We start from the raw sequence: 20,109 nt of genomic DNA on the forward strand, positions 1-20,109 counted from the left end.
TACACGACGTGCGACAACCACGAGCATCCGCACTTCTACATGCAGATGACCTATGCCAAGGTACGCCCCAAGAAGAACGTCGTAACCGGTCCTGCCTATCTGGTAGTAGAGGATGTACCCCTGCCGTTGGCCGTTCCGTTCTTCTTCTTCCCATTCTCAAGCAGTTATCAGTCGGGATTCCTGATGCCGACTTATATGGACGACTCTAACCGTGGTTTCGGTCTGACCGACGGAGGTTACTATTTTGCCATCAGCGACCAGATGGACCTGAAAGTACGGGGAGACATCTTCACCAAAGGTTCGTGGGCACTGAATGCAGAGTCGAACTACATCAAGCGATACAAATACTCCGGTCTGTTGCAGGCCAGCTATCAGGTGACCAAGACGGGCGACAAGGGACTGCCGGACTATTCGGTGGCCAAGGACTTCAAGATTGTGTGGTCGCACCGTCAGGATGCCAAGGCCAACCCCAACCAGACATTCTCGGCCAGTGTGAACTTCGCCACCAGTAGCTACGAGCGTACCAACATCGACAACATGTACAACTCGCAGGCCATGTCGCAGAACACCAAGACCTCCAGTATCAGCTATACACGCTACCTGTTCGACAAGAAACTGACGCTGTCGGCTACATCGAACATCGCACAGAACATGCGCGACTCGTCGATCAACGTGACTTTGCCCGACTTGAACATTTCGCTGACCACTATCTTCCCTTTCAAAAGAAAGAAAGCTGTGGGCGAAGAGAAATGGTACGAAAAGATTTCCGTACGCTACACCGGACGATTGAAGAACAGCATACAGACCAAGGACAACCTGCTCTTCAAGTCGAACCTGATCAGAGACTGGGAGAACGGTATGCAGCACGAAATTCCCATCAGTGCCACCTTTACCCTGTTCAAGTACTTCAACGTGACTCCCAGCGTGAACTACACCGAACGCTGGTACACGCGCAAAGTGATGAAAGACTGGGACCCGACAGCCGGCACCAACGGTACGGGTGCGGAAGTGAGCGATACGATATACGGCTTCAACCGCGTGTACAACTATAGCGCCAGCATGAGCGTCAACACCAAGATATACGGTATGTACAAGCCGCTCATCTTCCCGAAAAAAGCCATACAGATACGTCACGTCATCACGCCGTCCATCTCGTTCAGCGCATCGCCCGACTTCGGAGCCGAGCGTTACGGATACTGGACATCGTACATCAAGCCCAATTCGGACGGTCGTCAGGACACCGTAGTCTACTCGCCCTATGCCGGACAGGCCTTCAGCCCACCCAGCCAGGGACGTTCGGGAAACATCTCCTTCAGCGTTTCGAACAACATCGAAATGAAGTTCAAGGATAAGAATGACTCCATCCGTAAGATCAGTCTGATAGACGAACTGGGTGCCAGCATCTCGTACAACACGGCTGCCAAAGTACGTCCGTGGAGTAACCTGAACCTGAACCTGCGTCTGAAACTCAGCAAGAACTATACATTCAGTATGAGCTCCACTTTCGCCACCTACGCCTATGCCTTCGACAAGAACGGTAACGTGGTGCAGAGCGACCGTACCGAATGGTCGTACGGACGATTCGGACGATTCCAAGGATATGGTACATCGTTCAGCTACACCCTGAACAACGACACGTGGAAGAAACTGAGAGCCCTGTTCACCGGCGAAAAAGCCGATGAAGGCGAAAACAAGAACGGCGAGGGACAAGGCGACAACACCACCGACGGAGATGCCAGCAACGAGGCAAACACATCCAGCCGAAACGAAAAGAAAACCGAAAAGGCCGCAGCCGACAGCGATGGTTATCAGGTGTTCAAGATGCCGTGGTCCATCAACCTCAGCACCGGTTTCAACATCAGCGAGGATACCAGCAAGCCTATCAACCGGAACACCATGCGCTATCCGTACAAGATAAGCCTGAACGCGCTGAACATCAACGGAAACATCAAGATATCCAACAAGTGGGCCATCAACTTCAACTCGGGTTACGACTTCGAAAGCAAGGAAATCGTACAGACGGCCTTCAACATCACGCGCGACCTGCACTGCTTCAGTATGTCGGCCAGCCTCTCGCCCTTCGGACGCTGGAAGTACTACAACTTCACGATACGTGCCAACGCCAGCATCCTGCAAGACCTGAAGTGGGAGCAACGCAGCCAGACGCAGAGCAACATACAGTGGTATTAATCCCGCCAACAGGCTCCGGCGCATTCTTTCAGCCTGCCCCTCTGGCAGCACACATACGGAAGAAATCGGATACACACCTTTCATAAAGGCCGGTAACACGAGTTACCGGCCTCCTGATGACTTGCTGCAAACTCACTGCACACAAGTTGCAGCGACGCTGCACACTGGTTGCAGAGTCACTGCAAACGGGTTGCAGTATCACTGCAAACAAGCTTGCAGTATCGCTGCAAAGCGGTGTGCAGTAACGCTGCAAACAGGTTTGCAGTAACACTGCAACCTGCGTGCAGCAGTTCTGCAGTCAGCAGTTCCCACCGAAGATACTTGATGTTACCACACGATTTCCGCCTCGCCATGCTCGCGCAGATAGGCATTGGCTTGGCTGAAGTGGTGGTTTCCGAAAAAGCCGTGATAAGCAGAAAGGGGCGAAGGGTGCGCCGAAGTGAGCACAAGATGCCTGCTACGGTCGATAAAGGCACCTTTTCGCTGCGCATAAGCTCCCCACAGGATGAACACCAGATGCTCGCGCTGCTCGGCCAGCAGGCGTATGACGGCATCGGTAAAGGTTTCCCAACCGCGGTTCTGATGCGAACCCGCCTGATGCGCCCGCACAGTCAGCGTGGCATTGAGCAGCAGTACGCCCTGCTGAGCCCAGCGGGTCAGATTGCCTGTAGCAGGAATGTCGGTTCCTATGTCATCCTTGATTTCCTTGAAGATATTCACCAACGACGGCGGAAAAGGAATACCGTCGTTCACCGAAAAGCAAAGACCATGGGCCTGTCCCGGTCCGTGATAAGGATCTTGCCCGATGATAACTACCTTCACTTTATCGAAGGGGCAAAGATTGAAAGCATTGAAAATCAGCTTTCCCGGAGGATAGACAGGCCCATGGGCATATTCCTGGCGCACGAATTCGGTCAGCGTGCGGAAGTAATCTTTTTCGAACTCAGGCTGCAAACGCGCCTTCCAGCTCTCTTCTATCTGAACATTCATAATATATTTGTACGATTAGCATTTCGGCAGCTAAGATACAAATATTTTTCATCAAATCAGGTGTATGCCGCAAGCCTTGCACTCCTGACGCATGGATTCGGGCCAGATACTTGCCTGAATTTCGCCAATGTGCGCCTTCCGCAAGTAGAACATACACAGACGCGACTGCCCGATACCACCACCGATAGACAGCGGCAGTGTGTCGTCCATCAGTCGTTTGTGGAAGTAAAGTTCCAGGCGTTGTTCCTGTCCTTCCTCCTTCAGCTGTTGCAGCAGTGCCTTCTTGTCCACACGGATACCCATCGACGACAGTTCGATGCTGCGTTGCAACACGTCGTCCCACAACACCAGGTCGCCGTTCAGTCCCGGCAGGTCGTTCAGGCCCGGCGTCGTATAGTCGTCGTAGTCCGGAGCACGTCCGTCGTGCTTCTTCCCGTCGCCCAGTTTGCAACCGATACCGATGATGAACACCGCTCCGTACTTCTTCGTGATGGCATGCTCGCGACACTTGGGTTCCATGTCCGGATACAAACGGCGCAATTCCTCAGCATGTATGAAGTGCAGCTTCTGCGGCAGGCAGGGCTTGATTTGCGGATACATTTCGTACACCATGTATTCCGTACGCACCATGGCAGCATAAATGCGGGTAACGATTTCTTTCAGGAAATCCACGTTGCGGTCGGCCTCGGTGATGACACGTTCCCAGTCCCACTGGTCGACGTACAGCGAGTGCAGATTGCCCAGTTCTTCGTCGGCCCGGATAGCGTTCATGTCTGTGTAGATGCCATATCCCGGCTCAATGCAATATTCAGCCAGCGTCAGGCGCTTCCACTTCGCAAGCGAATGCACCACTTCGGCCTGCGCATCGCCCAAGTCTTTTATCGGAAAGGACACAGCACGCTCCACACCATTCAGGTCGTCGTTGATACCCATTCCCTTCAGTACAAACAACGGTGCCGTGACACGGCGCAAACGCAATTCAGACGAAAGGTTCATCTGAAAGAAGTCCTTAATCTGTTTAATGCCAAGCTCCGTCTGCTTCAAATCGAGCAAGGGAGTATAGCCCTCAGGTTTTATCAAGTAACTCATGACTATTTATATCTTTCTTTAATTGTAAATTTGTCCGGCAAAGATAAAAATAATATTGATACATGCTACAATTTACACAAGAAAAACAGCAAAATGAAACACATTTAGCTGTATACATTCCAAAATAACAGCATAAGCAGACAAAAAGAACGACATAAAAAAAGAAAATTGTTAGGATTATGCAGAGATTTTTTATACTTTTGCCCTGCAAACGGCGCGGGTGATACCACCGTGTCTGCCGTCAAGGCGTCAAGCACCTGTAGTTCAATGGATAGAATACTGGATTCCGGTTCCAATGATAAGGGTTCGATTCCCTTCGGGTGTACTACTTCCCCTTACATTTTCCCGTTACAGACTTATTGACATGCAAGGCTTTCAAGCCCTGCTATAGTATTGTGTCCTGCCTTCAACTACAGACCGGTACACCAACAGCCCCCACTTTACCTTACGACGAAAAGAAACAAAAAAAGGCACATCGTTGCCGATGCGCCTTTCTTACATATGTTTCAGATAAACTTTCTGCGATTAAGCCTCTTCAGCTACCACTTCGAAAGGAATTTCTACAGAAACTTCCTTGTGAAGCTTAACGATAGCCTTGTAATTGCCAACTTCTTTCACAGCATCTTTCACAACGATAATCTTGCGGTCGATGTTGTGACCCAGCTTAGCCAGCTCGTCAGCAATCTGAATGCTGCCTACAGAACCGAAGATAGTACCAGTAGAGCTTACCTTTGTAGCGATCTTCAATGATACGCCTTCCAGCTTAGCAGCCAGTTCTTCAGCATCTTTTTTGATTTTCTCCAGCTTGTGAGCACGTTGTTTCAGCTCTTCAGCCAGCATTTTCTTGGCAGCAGGAGAAGCAATGACAGCTTTACCTGTCGGAATGAGGTAGTTACGACCATAACCAGACTTAACAGTCACGATGTCGTTCTTATAACCCAAGTTGATAACGTCTTCTTTCAAAATAATTTCCATACTGTCTCCTCCTTATTATTTCATCATATCGGTTACATAAGGCAGCAATGCCAAGTGACGTGCTCTCTTAACGGCCTGAGCCACGCGACGCTGATACTTCAGTGAAGTACCTGTAATGCGGCGGGGAAGGATCTTACCCTGCTCGTTCAGGAATTTCTTCAGGAACTCGGGATCTTTGTAGTCGATGTACTTGATACCGCTCTTTTTGAAACGACAGTATTTTTTCTTCTTAACGTCTACTGAGGGCGGAGTTAAATATCTGATTTCTGATTGAACTTGTTGTGCCATGATTAATCCTCCTTTTTAGTTGATTTTACACTTCTTCTTTTTGCAGCGTATTCAGCAGCATACTTGTCTTGTTTAAAAGTCAAGAAGCGGATCACACGCTCGTCACGACGGAAGTTGATTTCCAGTTTCTCAATAACAGTCGGTTCTGCATTGAACTCAATCAGCTGATAGAAACCTGTAGACTTCTTCTGAATAGGATAAGCCAGCTTTTTCAGTCCCCAGTTTTCTTCATTTACAATCTCAGCACCTTCAGCAGTAAGGATGCCTTTGAATTTCTCTACCGCTTCCTTCATCTGAACATCAGACAAAACGGGAGTTAAAATGAAAACGGTTTCGTATTGATTCATACTCGTTTAATTAAATAAATAATTTATTTGTTTTAAAAATGCGGCGCAAAGGTAGGCATTTTATTTTGAACTACAAACATTTAATGTTTTTTTATGTGTCGATATAGGATTTATCGCCGAAGTGAAGTATCTTTGCCAAGTTGTTTAAACAATAATTTCATGATAGAACAATTCAATTTCGACATCCGCCTCATCTTTGCAATCCTAAACGGTAAAGTATCTGCCGCCATAAACCGCAAATTATCACGCAACTTCCGTCAGAACGGTCTGGAGATCACTCCGGAGCAATGGACTGTTCTCATTTTCCTGTGGGAAAAGGACGGCGTCACCCAGCAGGAACTATGCAATGCAACCTTCAAGGACAAGCCCAGCATGACCCGCCTGATAGACAACATGGAACGGCAGCATCTGGTAGTACGTATCTCCGACAAAAGAGACCGGCGCACCAACCTCATCCATCTGACCAAAGACGGTAAGGAACTGGAAGAACAGGCACGCATCATAGCAGGCAAAACGCTGAGAGAAGCCTTGAACGGAGTCACTGTCGAAGAACTCAGCATCGGGCAAGAAGTGCTGAAAAAGATATTTTTCAATACAAAAGACTGACCAAAAAGCTTTCTTTTCATCCCTTTACCGTTCATTCTTTATTAAAATATAGTTTTTTTGCACAAATAATTTCGCTTGTTAAAGAATTATGCTTTTCTTTGTAGCAAGAATACACAGCATATAATAATCTATTAAAAATACACACACATGAAAGGTTTATTAAAAAGTCTGGGACTGATATTAATCTTGATAGGAGTTGTCATCCTGATTGCCTGCTCCTTCACCGGCAATGTTAACAACAATGCCATATTGGGCACATCAGCAGTGCTGATTGTAATAGGTCTGGTTTCCTATATTGCCATCAATAAACGAGTTACAGATTAACATCAGAATAAAATGGTAAACAAAAAGGGCGGTTGCATAAACAACCGCCCTTTTTGTTTCTGCCCTCTTCTGGCAGACACGCCATCAAGACTCAACTTCGGGAGTAATCAGCTTATAGCCTTTACCATGAATATTGATAATCTCAATCGAGTCATCTTCCTTCAGATGCTTACGCAACTTTGTGATATACACATCCATGCTGCGTGCATTGAAATAGTTATCGTCAATCCATATTGTCTTCAAAGCAAAATCGCGCTGCAGAATCTCATTGGCATGAGCACACAACAAGCCCAGCAATTCAGATTCCTTGGTTGTCAGCTTCGTCTGTTTCTCCGGAGTAGAAAGGATCTGCTTCTGAGTATCAAACGTAAACTTACCTATCTTATAGATATTGCTTTCCTTGTTTTTCTTTCCACGCACACGACGCAGGATAGCCTCAATTCTGAAAGTCAACTCTTCCATGCTGAAAGGCTTGGTAATATAATCATCAGCACCAATCTTGAAACCTTCCAGAATATCTTCCTTCAGTGTTTTGGCAGTCAGGAAGATGATAGGAATCTCGGCATTAGCTGCACGAACTTCCTGTGCTAACGTAAAGCCATCCTTCTTAGGCATCATTACGTCAAACACACACAAATCATATTTATTCTTCAGGAAAGCCTTATAACCAGCCTCTCCATCAGGGTACAATTCAGCAGCATACCCCTTTGCCTGTAAGTATTCTCTCAAAAGCATGCCAAGATTTTCATCATCCTCGCACAGCAAAATACGCAATTTCTCGTCCATATTAATCATTTTTTAAGTAAAGGTAATGCAATAATAAATTTAGTTCCCACATTCATTTCACTCTCAGCCCTTATCGTTCCCTTATGGTCTGTGATAATTTTCTTCACATAAGCCAAACCCAGGCCAAAACCTTTCACATCGTGCAGATTACCCGTATGCACGCGATAGAACTTATCAAATATCTTCTTTAAATTCTCCTTCTTAATTCCGATACCATTGTCCTGTACCGAAATCATCAGCTTACCCGATTCATTCCAAGTCCTTACCATCAGTTGCAAATCCACATCCGGACGTTTGTACTTCACGGCATTGTCCATCAGATTGAATATCACATTGGTCAAGTGCATTTCGTCAGCAGAAACCACCGCATCGGTTGCTTCCAATTCGGAATCAATCTTACCATTATAACGCTCCACCTTTAAAGCAAAGGTATTGATGACACTTGTTATCATTTCGTTGACATCCAAGTCCTTCATCTTCAAGACAGCCTTCTGGCGGTCAAACATAGACATCTGCAACACCTTCTCGACCTGAAAGCGCAAACGCTTCGTCTCATCATTAATCACTCCAGAGATATGCTGAAACATGGCAGGCGATTTTGCTACAGCCGGATCCTTCAGCATCTGAGCCGCCAACGAAATAGTAGAAATCGGAGTCTTGAATTCATGTGTCATGTTATTGACAAAGTCATTCTTCATTTCCGTCAGCTTTTTCTGCCTGAAGACTATATATATGGTAAAGACAAAAGTTATCAGCAACACAAAAGTAAATATCATCGACGGGATCATAAAGAAACTGACCGAATCGAAAATATAACTATTCTTCCCCGGGAAATGAATCTTCACAATGCTCATGCGTGCCGGCGGATCGTTCAAGAACAATGGCTGCGCATACGAACTCTCACTGCCTTCGTCGCTATAGTCCGAACAACGGTACACTTCCCTGCCATCTCTGTCTATTACCTTGAAATGATAATCCAGATCAATGCCGTTATCAATCAAACCTGATTTCAAATATTGATCCAGGTTCTTGAAATTGACACGCTCAGCAATCGGCTTATTACTGGCGTGATAGATCATTTGCCAAACCACATCATCCATTAAGGCACGCTGATACAAATATCTGTTCTTTACAGCATCTACCAGCGAACGCGATGTCTGTGGAATGGTTTTCGTACCATGCTTGCGCGAAATCATAGCTCTGGGTAACTCCGACGGCTTATTGGTAAACGTCTTCAACTCAATCTTCGAACCATCCGGCGAAGTAATCATAAAACGTTGTGTCTGCACCATCGCTCCCTGCGAGCTCTGCTCCCACGCTTTCTTTTCAGCTTCGGAGATATCTTCACGTATCCAGCGTTCAACCTCCGCAGATTCCACATCCTTTGAAGCTGCCATCAAAGCACGCTTCACGGATTCATCAAACTGCTCGTTACGCATCTTCACCATTTCCTCAATATAGCTGATCTGCAGAAACAGCAAACTGAGAAAAGCAAGACCCATTACGGCACTCAATATCCATATCGTAGACTTTTTCATAGCGACAAAATTAACACTCCCTAATTAACATTCCTAACTCGTTAACCTGATTTAACCGGGCATTCTCGTTAATTAACCGTAAGCGTTTTTTTAAGTTACACTATATACACTACAACACCAAAAGTGGTCTTCTGTTTGCAAATTTAATAAAAAATTAAATATTCATATTCACATTTCCCCATATAATCGTGCCTCAAGACTAACTGAAGAAATATTTTTTCCTACTTGGGAAAATATTTTTCTCCAACTAAGAAAAAAATACTGCCTCTTACACAGATATTTTTAACATTCTCCATCGGTATCCATATAAATGTTAGAGCACGAATCATACAAAACTCGCAGATAGAACATATCTGTTAAAGTCTGTATAACTCGTGCTCTAAAGCAGTAAACGAAATCCAGCTAAGATATACTTTAATATTATCTGTTCATCCGTTACGACTAAGACAAACTAAAATTATCACAATCGGAACCCTGAACACAATAAATTCATTCAGTACATCCTACTTATTACGTAAAATGAATGCAGTCTATCAATTATTCTTCAGTTTGTTTAGCCTCAAATTCCTTAATAAGCTTATCCTGTACATCGCCCGGAACAAGTTCGTAGCTGGCAAACTTCATAATGAAAGAAGCACGTCCACCTGTCAATGAACTTAAAGCCGTAGAATATGAAGACATTTCCTTCAAAGGAACTTTCGCTACCAGTTTTTCATAACCGGCTTCGCTGCTCATACCCATAATCATGGCACGACGTCCTTGCAAGTCGCTCATTACATCACCCATCTTATCAGAAGGAACAAATACTTCTACGTCATAAATCGGTTCCAGAATCTTCGGACCCGCATTCTTAAAGGCTTCACTGAAAGCATTACGTCCGGCCAGCATGAACGAGATTTCATTGGAATCTACCGGGTGCATCTTTCCATCGTAAACGATAACACGTACGTCACGGGCATAAGAACCAGTCAACGGTCCCTGTTCCATACGCGACATTACACCCTTAAGGATTGCCGGCATGAAGCGGGCATCGATGGCACCACCAACCACACAGTTAACGAACACCAGTTTACCGCCCCATTCCAAAGGAATCTCTTCGGTTCCTTTCACATTCATCTTGAATTCCTGACCACCGAAACGGTAAGTATCCGGAGCAGGCATACCTTCGTAATAAGGTTCAACGATCAGATGAACTTCACCAAACTGTCCGGCACCACCCGACTGTTTCTTATGACGGTAGTCGGCACGTGCAGCCTTTGTAATAGTTTCACGATACGGAATGCGAGGTTCTTCAAACTTCACTTGCAGTTTTTCATTATTTTCGAGACGCCACTTCAAAGTACGTAAATGGAATTCACCCTGACCGTGAACAATAGTCTGACGCAATTCTTTAGACTGGTCGATCACCCAAGTCGGATCTTCTTCATGCATACGGTTCAGAATAGCCATCATCTTTTCAGTATCCGCTTCGTTCACCGGTTTAATGGCACGTGAGTACTTGGAGTTCGGATATTTGATAAAGTTGAAACGGTTTTCAGCTCCCTTGCCATTCAGAGTATTTCCGGTATGTACATCTTTCAATTTGACAGTACAACCTATATCACCGGCCACCATTTCCTCTACCTTAATACGGTTGGCACCTGCACAAGCGTAAATCTGCGCAATACGTTCTTTCGAACCACGATCGGCATTCGAGAAATCATCACCTTCGTGCACCTTTCCACTCATTACCTTAAAATACTGCACATCACCAATGTGCGGCTCAACAGCCGTCTTAAAGAAATAAAGTGATGTCGGGCCGTTAGGATCCGGCTTCACGATTTCACCACGAGTATTATGTACCGGAGGCATTTCATCAACAAACGGAACGACATTACCCAAGAATTCCATCAGACGACGAACACCCATATCCTTGCCTGCACATACGCAGAACACAGGGAACATGCCGCGAGAAGCCAATCCCTTACGGATACCCTCACGCATTTCGTCTTCTGTCAGCGAATCCATTTCGAAGAATTTCTCCATCAAAGTTTCATCATGTTCAGCCGCAGCTTCTACCAAAGCTTTATGCCATTCGGTAGCTTTTTCCATTTCTTCGGCCGGGATATCTTCGATAGTGGGAGCACCACCTTCGGGAGCCCACGAATATTTTTTCATCAGAAGTACATCAATCAACGAATTAAAGTTCGGACCAGTAGCCAAAGGATATTGTACAGGAACTACCTTCGAACCGTAAATAGATCTCAACTGCTCCAGAACCATATCATAATCGCACTTCTCGCTATCCAACTGGTTCACCAGGAAAATGACCGGTTTACCTAACTTTTCTGTATAACGGAAATGATTCTGTGTACCTACTTCCGGTCCATATTGTCCGTTCAACAATAAAATGGCCGTATCGGTTACGTTCAACGCTGTCATAGCAGCACCAACAAAATCATCACTACCCGGGCAGTCGATAATATTAAGTTTCTTTCCGTTCCACTCTACATGGAAAACGGTGGAGAACACTGAATAGCCATATTCCTGCTCCACCGGGAAGTAATCGCTGACTGTATTCTTGGCAGTAATTCTGCCACGACGTTTTATAATACCACTCTCATAGAGCAGCGCTTCCGTGAGAGTGGTTTTACCCGAGCCGTCATTGCCAAGAAGAGCAATGTTCTTAATTTCATTCGTCTGATATACTTTCATGATATATAGAATTTAAAGTGAATAAATCAGCTGCTTCCGCAAGCCATTGTTTTTTTGTGTGGCGCAAATTAGGCATTATAAAAAAGAAAAGCAACGATTCGGGCAGTGTTACTAAACTATGTTTTGAAACATACCATTTTTCTTTCACCACTTATAAAAGCCTCCCAAAGCGTCCAGAAAGTAGTTATAAAGAGGATTTTGGTCTAAAATCCGTCATTCTTTGACAGATTTGTCTACCCCCATTCCACATTATTTCAGCTATCTTTGTAGCAGTGAAACTTTATTTTATTAATATCTGATACTACAATACCAAAGATGAAAAAGTTATTTTGGAGTTTGGCTCTGTTTATCGGAATTGTTTGTTCGGCTTCGCTGAAAGCCCAACCCGCAACGACGAACAATGCCATTGTGCCGGGTGAAGTATGGAACGACACCGAAGGCAACCCTATCAACGCCCATGGAGGCGGAATCCTCTACCATGAAGGTACCTACTACTGGTACGGTGAGTACAAAAAAGGAAAAACCATCTTGCCCAAATGGGCCACTTGGGAATGTTATCGCACCGACGTGACCGGCGTAAGTTGTTATTCCTCGCAAGACCTGATGAACTGGAAGTTCGAAAGTATCGTCCTACCGGCCGTAAAAGACGACAGCAGCCACGACCTGCATCCCAGCAAAGTTCTGGAACGTCCGAAAGTCATCTACAACCAACGAACCGGCAAGTTCGTCATGTGGGCTCATGTAGAAAGTGCCGACTACAGCAAGGCTTGTGCCGGAGTAGCCGTCAGCGACTCGCCCACTGGTCCGTTCACCTATCTCGGCAGCTTCCGCCCCAACAATGCCATGAGCCGCGACCAGACCGTATTTGTCGACGACAACGGACGCGCCTACCAGTTCTATTCGTCCGAGAACAATGCTACCTTATATATAAGTGAACTTACCGACGACTACCTGCGCCCCAGCGGACGCTTTACCCGCAACTTCATAGGGCAGAGCCGCGAAGCACCGGCAGTATTCAAACACAACGGTAAGTACTATATGCTGTCGTCGGGCTGTACAGGATGGGATCCCAATCAGGCTGAACTTGCTGTAGCAGACTCCATCATGGGACCGTGGAAAGTAATCGGCAATCCCTGCACCGGCCCCGATGCCGATAAGACGTTCTACGCCCAAAGCACCTACGTACAACAAGTCATGGGCAAGAAGGACTGTTACATCGCCATGTTCGACCGCTGGAATAAGAAAGATCTGGAAAACTCACGATACGTATGGTTACCCATTTCGTTCGAAAACGGAAAAATCACTATTCCCTGGCGTGACCAATGGAATTTTGACTCATTTGCCCAGCAACCACGCTTCGAAGCTGGAAAAGGAACTTTCCTGCTGAACGGAAAACCATTCATCGTGAAAGCAGCCGAACTGCACTACCCTCGTATCCCCAAACCTTATTGGGATCAACGCATCAAGCTGTGCAAAGCTTTGGGCATGAATACCATCTGTCTGTACGTATTCTGGAATGCGCACGAATCGCAACCGGGCGTATTCAACTTTGAAGGCCAGAACGACCTGGCCGAGTTCTGCCGCCTGTGCCAGCAGAACGATATGTACGTCATCCTGCGTCCCGGTCCCTACGTTTGTGCCGAATGGGAAATGGGCGGACTGCCTTGGTGGTTACTTAAAAAGAAAGATATCCGCCTGCGCGAATCCGATCCTTACTTCCTGGAGCGTGTAGCCATCTTCGAAGAAGCTGTAGCCAACGAAGTGAAAGACCTGACCATCGCCAATGGTGGCCCCATCATCATGGTACAAGTCGAAAACGAATACGGTTCTTACGGCGAGAGCAAGCAATATGTATCGCAGATACGCGACATCGTACGCAAGAACTTCGGCAATGTCACCCTGTTCCAATGCGACTGGGCTTCCAACTTCACCAAGAACGGACTGCACGATCTCATCTGGACCATGAACTTCGGTACGGGTGCCAACATCGATCAGCAGTTTGCCCGCCTGAAAAGACTGCGCCCCAACAGTCCGCTGATGTGTAGTGAGTTCTGGAGCGGGTGGTTCGACAAGTGGGGAGCCAACCACGAGACACGACCAGCTGCCGACATGATTGCCGGAATTGATGAAATGTTGTCCAAAGGCATTTCGTTCAGCCTTTACATGACTCACGGAGGTACCAACTGGGGACATTGGGCCGGAGCCAACTCTCCGGGCTTTGCTCCCGACGTGACATCGTACGACTATGACGCCCCCATCAGTGAATCAGGACAGACTACCCCCAAATACTGGGAACTGCGCAAGACACTGGAGAAATACATGGACGGTGAGAAACAGGCCAAAGTTCCTGCCCTCATCAAGCCCATCAGCATTCCTGCCTTCCAGTTCACTGAGATGGCACCGCTTTTCGCCAACCTGCCTGCTGCCAAGAAAGACGAAAACATCCGCACGATGGAAGAGTACGACCAGGGCTTCGGCAGCATTCTGTACCGCACTACATTGCCTGAGACCAAAGCTCCGGCACTGCTCACCGTGAACGATGCGCACGACTATGCACAAATCTTCATCGACGGCAAGTACATCGGCAAGCTGGACCGCCGCAACGGCGAAAAGCAGATTACCCTGCCCGCCTGCCGCAAGGGAGCACAGCTCGACATCCTGGTAGAGGCCATGGGACGTATCAACTTCGGACGTGCCATCAAGGACTTCAAAGGCATCACGAAGAACGTAGAACTGACCATCGACATGAACGGTTATCCCTTCGTCTGCGACCTGAAGAACTGGGAAGTATTCAACATCGAAGATACGTACGAATTCTACAAAGGCATGAAGTTCGAACCCATCCGCTCGCTGAAGGACGAACAGGGACAACGCATTCCGGGCTGCTACCGCGCTACTTTCAACGTGAAGAAGCCCAGCGACACTTTCCTGAACTTCGAGACATGGGGCAAAGGATTGGTTTACGTGAACGGATATGCATTGGGACGTATCTGGGAAATCGGTCCGCAACAGACTCTCTACGTACCGGGATGCTGGCTGAAGAAAGGCGAAAACGAAATCCTGGTATTCGACATCGTAGGTCCGAAGGAAGCTAAGAGCGAAGGTCTGCGCGAGCCGCTGCTCGACCAGTTGCAGGTCAGCAAACCGCTGACTCACCGCACCGAAGGACAGAATCTGGACCTCACGGCCGAGAAGCCCGTACTCAGTGGCAGCTTCAAGCCCGGCAACGGATGGCAGGAAGTAAAATTCGACCAGCCTGTCAGCGGACGTTACATCTGTCTGGAAGCACTCAGCTCGCAAGACGGAAAAGACCTGGCCTGCATTGCCGAAATGTATGTACTCGACAAGGATGGCGAACGCCTGTCGCGTGAGCCCTGGATTGTGAAGTATGCCGACAGCGAAGACGTAGCTCACGTCAACCGTTCGGCCGACAAACTGTTCGACCTGCAGGAATCTACCTACTGGAGTACGACACCGGACACAGCCTACCCGCACTCGGTAGTCATCGACCTTGGCGCCACCCACACCGTAAGCGGCATCCAGTACTTGCCCCGCATGGAGAGCGAAGTGCCGGGCGGCATTAAGGATTTCAAAGTTTACGTGAAGAAAGAAACATTCAAATACTGAATACTTCCCTAATAAAGACAGCGAGTCCCGCAGAACACTTCTCCGATCAGCAGCATCTTGCCGCTACGTCAGAAGTTCTGCGGGACTCTCTTTTATTCCTTTCCTTTATCCTGCCGTCGCTTGAAAATTCCCCATATCTTATCCGTTGTTAGCTCTGTTTTCTGTTTCATATTGCTTTAACCTGATCAAACTATCAGTTTATTGCGAATAAACAGACTGTTTATTTCTGATAAGCGACAGCGTGCCTGTACATTCCTCCTAGCATTCAAGCAGTAAAAAGATATAGAAACTTTATTATTACCTCCTTCCATCGCAGCAAACCATTATATATATGAAAACAGGAAAGGTGCACTCTCCATTACAGGAAAGTACACCTTTGAAAGAAAAAGATTACACGAAAGAGATAAGTCAATCTTACATCATTTGTTGCGCGTAACGGTATGCAGCACTTTGCCCGTCTTGTCAATCATGCGCAGTTCAAGCGTCTTGGGCGTGGCCGAAATGATGGAGAATCCCGGTTCGGGGCTACAGAATACTGTACCTTCGATAGGGTTTACCTTACGGCTGAGCGAACCACTGGAGTTAGTCACATAGTCGATGTCGCTGCCATTGACACGCACATGCTGGAAGTTGTGGATGTGACCACATACATACATATCTACATGATGACGGCGCAGAATGGGGTCGACACGCTGCTGCATGTTCTGACGTTCGATTTCGTCTTTCGGCGTCTCGGCATAAATCGGATGGTGACCGACTACAATCACCCAGTCTTCTTTGGCTGCAGCCAAAACACCGTCCAGCCATTGCAACTGGTCGTCAACGTTTTGCAGACAGGCATCGGGATACTTGTCGTTCTCCTGACGATACTTGTCGATGAGCGGAGTAGTATCTATCCATACTATACGCACAGTAGTACCTTCTTCATTGAAAGCCTTGGTGTAGTAACGGGCAGGCATCGTCCAGCGACGGCTTACGCGGGCATAGTCGAGCACAGCCTGCGTATTGCCGCGGTATTCGTGATTACCACAAATGGGGAACCAGTCGATCATCAGTTCGGGATGGCTGTAGATAAGTTCGTAATTGGTCATCCACAAAGGGTCGTTCACCGAACGTACGCCTTCGAAGTGGTGTACGTCACCGGCAGCAATCACAAATTCAGGTCCCACTTCTTCGGCCATCTCGCCCATCAGTTCGGCAATGGGTTTCTGGTCGTAGTAGCCGTTACGACCCAAGTCGTTGGCTACATAGATGTTGAACTTATCGTCGTAAACCGAATAGTCTATCTTGTTTTGGGCAATGGCCCACTGGCCCAACAGGGCAAGAGTAAACAGCAGAAATAGTTTCTTCATTTTCATCATTTTGCTTTAAAGTTTATAATTCTGGTTAAACACATTTTTTATCGCTTTTTGTTAGTGCAAAAATAATTCCATTTTTGGGAAGAATTCTGGATAATATCAGCTTAACGAGAAAGAAAGGGAATCGTGTCAAAGCACAGACACCTCCCCCCCTCTTTCTTGAACTGCAATTATTTAACAAATGAGCGATATAGAGTCATCTTTCAATCTTATCTGAATCAGAAATTGATTTTGAAACCGGCATTGACACGTACTCCGTAGTATTCGGCCTGCATAGAGCGGTCGGGAGTTCCCTGATAGTAACGCAAGGGTTGGTTCAGCAGGTTGGTGGCTTCGGCATAGAAGGTAGTTTTCAGTTTCTTGCCGAAAGTATAGCTGGCGTTCAGGTCCAGATAGTTCACTTTGTCATAATAGCGGTCGTAGAAGGCTTCCTCGCCAACTTCGTCGATGAAGTCGCTGGCGAAGTTATAGCTCAGGCGAACGTTGAAACCAGCCTTGTCGAAGTAGAGCGAAGCGTTGGCTGTGTGTTCGGGTGAGCCGGGCATACGCAGGTCTTCGTTCTCGCGGCCTTCGAAGTTGAAGTTCTTCACCTTGCTGTACGTATAAGTATAGTTACCATAGAATCCGATGCACTTCAGTGCAGGAGCGATGAAACCGAAATCGCGTTGATAAGCTATTTCTACACCGAAGAGGTCGGCATCGCCTGCATTGCGGGGTTGCTTCATTTCTTCGTAGGTCACGCCTTTGTATTCGTAATCGTTCTGACGGTAGTCAACGATGAAGTCGTTGATTTTCTTGTAGAACAGACCTGCACTGACCAGACCGACACTCTTGAAGTAGTATTCGGCACTGAGGTCGAAGTTGTAGCTAAGGGTCGGATTCAGTTCGGGGTTACCGAAAGCAATGTCTTCCTTATCGATAATAACGTTGGGCACCAGGTTGGCATATTTGGGTCGGGCCAGGGTATTGGTGAAAGAGGCACGTACCTTGAAGTCTTCGCTGGCATCGTACTTCAGCAATACAGAAGGAAGCACATTGAGATAACTCTTCGATCGTTCGGAAGTCTTGGTGAAACTTTCGTCCTTATCGCTCTCCTTACCATCATCATATATGTAGCCGCTGTAAGTGACGTGTGTGTTCTCCAGACGCAGACCGGCCATCAGGTTCCACTTTTTGCCCAACTGCTGGTCGAAGCGGAGGTAACCGGCGCTGACCGTTTCGTGTGCTTCGAAGTTCTCGCACATTTCGTCGTATTTGGTTTCCTGCTCAAAGCTGTTGGCATCGGTCAGGTTGAGATCGCCCACATATTCTTTCTCTACAAAGTTGCCTACCTTGTAACGGTCGCCAGCCATGTATCCGTCGCGGTCTTCGTTTTGCAGATGACCCAGGGCGTCGGTAAGGAAGGCATCCTCGTCCGTAGGTTTGTATTCGTAGAAGTCAATCCATTTGTTCTTGTCTTTGTCCACTACCTTGGCACCGAATTTCAGTTTGTTGGCATAACGGCCTTTGGCTAAGGGCAACTCGAAGTTGAGGCTGAACTTCAGGTCTTTCTCCTTGATGTCTTCGAACTGTTCGGTCAGTTCGTCCAACTCAAACTCATTGCTGTTAGTAGCATTCAGCAGAATGTCCTGTCCGTCGGCAGGCGACATGTAGGGGCGGCGGATGTCGCTCCAGTCGGTATTCATGGCAATGCCTTCTTTCTTAAAGGCCAGGTAACGCTCGTGCGGACGTTCTTCGCCGGCTTGCGCATACGAAGCTTTCCAGTCCATTTTCAGTTTGCCGAAAAGGTGTTCACCACCCAGTGTGAAGTCCATCGTGCGCTGACGTTCCAGACGGGCATAACGCTGATCGGGACCACCGGACTTGGTTTCGTAGATTACTTCATATTCGTTAGGAGTCTCGTCGTCCCACTTATAGGTGTGGCGGTAGCGGTTCTCCCAGTCGTTACGGTTGTTGAAGATACCTTTAAAGTCTATACGATGGTTGGCGTTGATTTCCCAGTCAAGAGCCAGCGAATAGCTCTGACGCTCGCGAGTGACGTAATACTGGCGTACTTCGTATTCGTCGATTACCACATCGCCGTTGTCGTTCTTCTCGTAAGCCATCTCCACGTCGTCGCTACCGGCAGGATTGTTCTGATAGGAAGCTGATACCATCAGACCCAGTTTGTCGTTGAAGAAACGGTCACCGTAGGTGAAGCCCAAGTTCAGGGCAGCCTTACCGCTCACCCAGTTGTAACCGGTTCCGGCAGTTGCGGCAATGATACGTTTATAAGGCGAGTTTTTGGTGACAAGGTTGATGCTACCGCCAATAGCATCGGCGTCCATATCCGGAGTCACCACCTTATTTACCTCGATGGTCTGAATCATATCCGAAGGAATAAGGTCGAGCTGCACGCTACGTGTTTCGCCTTCGGCCGAAGGGACACGGTTGCCATTGATAGTAACCGAGCTGAGGTCGGCACTCGTTCCGCGTACTTGTCCGAAACGAGCCTCGCCCTGGTCGTACTGTACGTTGATACCACTGATACGCTTCAATGCGTCACCAATGTTCGAATCGGGAAACTTGCCCACCTGATCGGCCGATACCACATTGGTAACTCCCAGACTGTTCTTTTGCGAACTCAAAGCACGGCGCTGACCGTGGAAGGCACCGCCTACAACTACTTCCTGAAGTTCGACTCCTTCATTCAGTACGACATCCTTATCCAGCGTTTTGCCTTCGGGAATGGTGATTTTCATTTCTACGGGTGTATAGCCCACGTAGGTCACCTTGACAGTATAAGTTCCCGGGTCAAGGTTGGAGAATGTGTAGAATCCGTTGACGTCGCTCGTCACACCTGTGTGCAGTTTCTCAATATAGACAGAAGCACCCGGGAGAATTTGTTTGGACGCATCGACGATACGGCCGCGGATGGTCCCTTGTTTCGTTTCATTTGCTTTTTCGTCAGCCAAGCTCACACCGCTGACGCCCATAAACATAAATAAAAATAAGCACGCTTTTACAATCTGTTTCATACTTGTTTTCGCTGTTAATATTTTGCCGCAAAAGTACGGGGGTGGCGTTACGTGCATCTTGCGAAACATTGAAGAATGGATAACAAAATTGTGACAAACATGTTACATGCACTGGAAAAGAAGAAGGGCCGGCACTACTCCCTTCCCCCCTCAAAAACCCTGCCAGAAAGGGCTTGTGAGAGGCACTTGTATGGCTCGCGAGAGACACTTGTACGGCTCGCGAGCAACACTTATGTCGAACAAAGGGAGAAAAAAGGGCATAAAAAAAGGCCGTCTCAAC

14 protein-coding genes and 1 tRNA gene are annotated in these 20,109 nt (G+C 47.3%); 5 read left to right on the forward strand and 10 right to left on the reverse strand.

Features of this window, described 5'->3' with window-relative positions; all coding sequences use genetic code 11:
- On the forward strand, positions 1 to 2,190 hold a 2,190-nt coding region (locus tag QVP67_RS12755; protein ID WP_288180184.1), incomplete at its 5' end, for a putative LPS assembly protein LptD.
- A gap of 327 nt (positions 2,191 to 2,517) precedes the next feature.
- On the opposite strand, the gene ung is transcribed toward QVP67_RS12755, so the two are convergent.
- Positions 2,518 to 3,180 (reverse strand): uracil-DNA glycosylase, encoded by a 663-nt coding sequence (ung, locus tag QVP67_RS12760; protein ID WP_022163950.1) that lies wholly within the window; start codon positions 3,178 to 3,180, stop codon positions 2,518 to 2,520.
- Positions 3,181 to 3,231: 51 nt separating this feature from the next.
- On the reverse strand, positions 3,232 to 4,269 hold the full coding sequence (gene asnA / locus QVP67_RS12765) for an aspartate--ammonia ligase (RefSeq protein ID WP_022163951.1): 1,038 nt from the start codon (positions 4,267 to 4,269) through the stop codon (positions 3,232 to 3,234).
- A gap of 253 nt (positions 4,270 to 4,522) precedes the next feature.
- Here asnA and QVP67_RS12770 point away from each other — a divergent pair.
- Positions 4,523 to 4,594, forward strand: a tRNA-Arg gene (locus QVP67_RS12770).
- 200 nt (positions 4,595 to 4,794) lie between these two features.
- On the opposite strand, the gene rplI is transcribed toward QVP67_RS12770, so the two are convergent.
- The 3 genes from rplI to rpsF are packed head-to-tail and all read right to left on the reverse strand — an operon-like array spanning position 4,795 to position 5,879.
- Positions 4,795 to 5,244, reverse strand: coding sequence for a 50S ribosomal protein L9 (gene rplI, locus QVP67_RS12775; RefSeq protein ID WP_022163952.1), 450 nt, complete (start codon positions 5,242 to 5,244; stop codon positions 4,795 to 4,797).
- 15 nt (positions 5,245 to 5,259) lie between these two features.
- Positions 5,260 to 5,532 carry a 30S ribosomal protein S18 gene (gene rpsR / locus QVP67_RS12780; RefSeq protein ID WP_022020414.1) on the reverse strand — a complete coding sequence of 91 codons (273 nt, stop codon included), beginning with the start codon at positions 5,530 to 5,532 and terminating at the stop codon, positions 5,260 to 5,262.
- Between the two features lie 2 nt (positions 5,533 to 5,534).
- Entirely contained in the window at positions 5,535 to 5,879 is a 345-nt protein-coding gene (rpsF, locus tag QVP67_RS12785; RefSeq protein WP_005657357.1) for a 30S ribosomal protein S6, read from the reverse strand.
- 159 nt (positions 5,880 to 6,038) lie between these two features.
- Between rpsF and QVP67_RS12790 the strand changes: the two genes are divergently transcribed.
- Together QVP67_RS12790 and QVP67_RS12795 are read left to right on the forward strand one after the other, a co-directional pair.
- Entirely contained in the window at positions 6,039 to 6,485 is a 447-nt protein-coding gene (locus QVP67_RS12790; RefSeq protein ID WP_022163953.1) for a MarR family winged helix-turn-helix transcriptional regulator, read from the forward strand.
- Between the two features lie 147 nt (positions 6,486 to 6,632).
- Positions 6,633 to 6,809 (forward strand): hypothetical protein, encoded by a 177-nt coding sequence (locus QVP67_RS12795; RefSeq protein WP_022163954.1) that lies wholly within the window; start codon positions 6,633 to 6,635, stop codon positions 6,807 to 6,809.
- Between the two features lie 84 nt (positions 6,810 to 6,893).
- Here the strand turns inward: QVP67_RS12795 and rprY are convergent, their stop codons facing one another.
- From rprY to QVP67_RS12810, 3 genes are all read right to left on the reverse strand, one after another.
- Positions 6,894 to 7,595, reverse strand: a complete 702-nt coding sequence (gene rprY / locus QVP67_RS12800) for a response regulator transcription factor RprY (RefSeq protein ID WP_022163955.1) — start codon at positions 7,593 to 7,595, stop codon at positions 6,894 to 6,896.
- Between the two features lie 5 nt (positions 7,596 to 7,600).
- Positions 7,601 to 9,133, reverse strand: coding sequence for a sensor histidine kinase (locus QVP67_RS12805; protein WP_022163956.1), 1,533 nt, complete (start codon positions 9,131 to 9,133; stop codon positions 7,601 to 7,603).
- Positions 9,134 to 9,670: 537 nt separating this feature from the next.
- The gene (locus tag QVP67_RS12810; RefSeq protein WP_022163957.1) at positions 9,671 to 11,827 is read right to left on the reverse strand and encodes an elongation factor G; all 2,157 of its coding nucleotides are present in this window, start codon (positions 11,825 to 11,827) and stop codon (positions 9,671 to 9,673) included.
- A 315-nt stretch (positions 11,828 to 12,142) separates the two neighbouring features.
- Between QVP67_RS12810 and QVP67_RS12815 the strand changes: the two genes are divergently transcribed.
- Entirely contained in the window at positions 12,143 to 15,454 is a 3,312-nt protein-coding gene (locus tag QVP67_RS12815) for a beta-galactosidase (RefSeq protein WP_022163958.1), read from the forward strand.
- A 419-nt stretch (positions 15,455 to 15,873) separates the two neighbouring features.
- Here QVP67_RS12815 and QVP67_RS12820 read toward each other — a convergent pair whose 3' ends face one another.
- Entirely contained in the window at positions 15,874 to 16,806 is a 933-nt protein-coding gene (locus tag QVP67_RS12820) for a metallophosphoesterase (protein WP_288180185.1), read from the reverse strand.
- Positions 16,807 to 17,030: 224 nt separating this feature from the next.
- A complete protein-coding gene (locus tag QVP67_RS12825; protein WP_022163961.1) occupies positions 17,031 to 19,829 on the reverse strand; it encodes a TonB-dependent receptor in 2,799 nt (932 codons plus the stop codon).
- Between the last annotated feature and the right edge of the window lie 280 nt (positions 19,830 to 20,109).

Source organism: Bacteroides sp. CAG:633 (genome assembly GCF_000435115.1).
GTDB lineage: Bacteria > Bacteroidota > Bacteroidia > Bacteroidales > Bacteroidaceae > Bacteroides > Bacteroides ndongoniae.